Source organism: Thermomonas beijingensis, from assembly GCF_020034655.1.
Lineage (GTDB): Bacteria > Pseudomonadota > Gammaproteobacteria > Xanthomonadales > Xanthomonadaceae > Thermomonas > Thermomonas beijingensis.
This window is the reverse complement of the sequence record NZ_JAIQDJ010000036.1, coordinates 1-1,406: the sequence shown is the minus strand read 5'-3', so window position 1 is coordinate 1,406 and position 1,406 is coordinate 1. Positions and strand designations below refer to the sequence as shown.

General features: G+C 53.3%; 1 protein-coding gene. It reads right to left on the bottom strand.

Annotation, left to right across the window (positions count from 1 at the left end):
• Positions 1 to 381 precede the first annotated feature (381 nt).
• Positions 382 to 591, bottom strand: a complete 210-nt coding sequence (locus K7B09_RS13030) for a hypothetical protein (protein ID WP_223629896.1) — start codon at positions 589 to 591, stop codon at positions 382 to 384.
• Positions 592 to 1,406: the final 815 nt, after the last annotated feature.

The window sequence follows — 1,406 nt, the reverse complement described above, 5'->3', positions numbered from 1 at the left end:
CGTTCAAGCCGAGACCGCTTCGCGGCTCGGCTTAAGTGGTAGCGTGTACCACATCGCCGTGCCGCGCAGCGGTCCGGCTTAACTCAGGTGTTAGGTTTAGCGCGGAATTTTTTGGGGATATGCGGGCTTTGCATTGAATTGCGCTTGATAGGTTTACTGTTAGGTTCAAGTGTGCCCTTGCGTACTTGGCCCACAGCGCGCAGGGGACCTGCGCACCGTGGTGGCGGTAGCATTCCGTAGCTTGCTTCGCATGCGCAGTGGGTCGTCGGGCGCCTACAACCTAACAGTTCGTTCAAGCCGACGCCGCTTCATGGCATCGTGTTATCTTTCGGCGTCCGGCTGCTGTCGCTTCGGTTGCACCTCGTTGCGGCGCGGCTTAACTCAGGTGTTAGCCGTCATGGCCATTTTCTCTTGCAGCTTCAGCAATCTCTTCAGGCGCTTTCGCTGTTCGTCGCGTTCTTCTACGGTGTCGCACCAAATCGGCTTGCCGCCGATTGATGCGTGCTTCCATTTGCCTTCATGGAAAACCTGCACGCCATAAACCGGGACGTTCTTGATGCTGTCGTACCAGTCGTGATTTCTGGTTCTCATTCCAATTCCTCATCTGCATTGACGGCTAACAATTCGTTGCATGCGAGGCCGCTTCGCGGCCCGCATGAACTCAATCGTTAGGCGTTTCTGAGGCAATCATGCAACGTAGAGAGTTTGTTCTCGCACTCAGTCTTCTCCCCCTATCCGCAGTGGGTATCGCTCATGGTGGTGGCAGTTGCCCAGTGTGCGGCGGAAATTTAACTGTTGTTGGAGCGATCAAAGACGACACTTCGCGTCCAAGCATCAATCTTGAAGTCTGGAATCGGAGCTACCACGGGTATATATCGGAGCCTTTCAGCAGCAACTCTCAATTTTGCAAGAAATGCCACTTCGCATATGACGAGATATCTATGAAGTGGCGACGCGCATCAGAAGCGCCAGACTCCTTCTTTGTCCCTCTTCTTCCCGTAGTTCGTGGGTTTCCAATTACCGAATCAAGACCCAAGAACTTGAGAGTCGTATATACACAAACCTTCTCAGGACAAGATGCATCGCAGGGGCGAATTGAGTCAGTTGGTTTCTGGGCCAATGACTCAGAATTACTCCGTTCCAAATTGGAGAATTACGCGTCCTCCAATGACTTGGCTCTTCACTTTTACACTGCACTTAGCATGCCAGGCCAAGTCTCGGTCAAGGCGGAAACGCCTAACAATTCATTCAAGCCGACGCCGCTTCGCGGCGCGGCTTAATTCAGGCGTTAGGCCTCATGAAGCAATCACCAGCGTCAAGATCAAAAGCTCGCTCGTTGGGTGCACTTGTTGCTGCTCTCTGCACACTCGTATCGGCAGCAATTGGACTGCTGAGCTCAGTGAGCG

Bases quoted from the DNA above. Each gene is read 5' to 3' on its own strand.
- K7B09_RS13030 (WP_223629896.1), bottom strand. From the start codon at position 591: ATGAGAACCAGAAATCACGACTGGTACGACAGCATCAAGAACGTCCCG.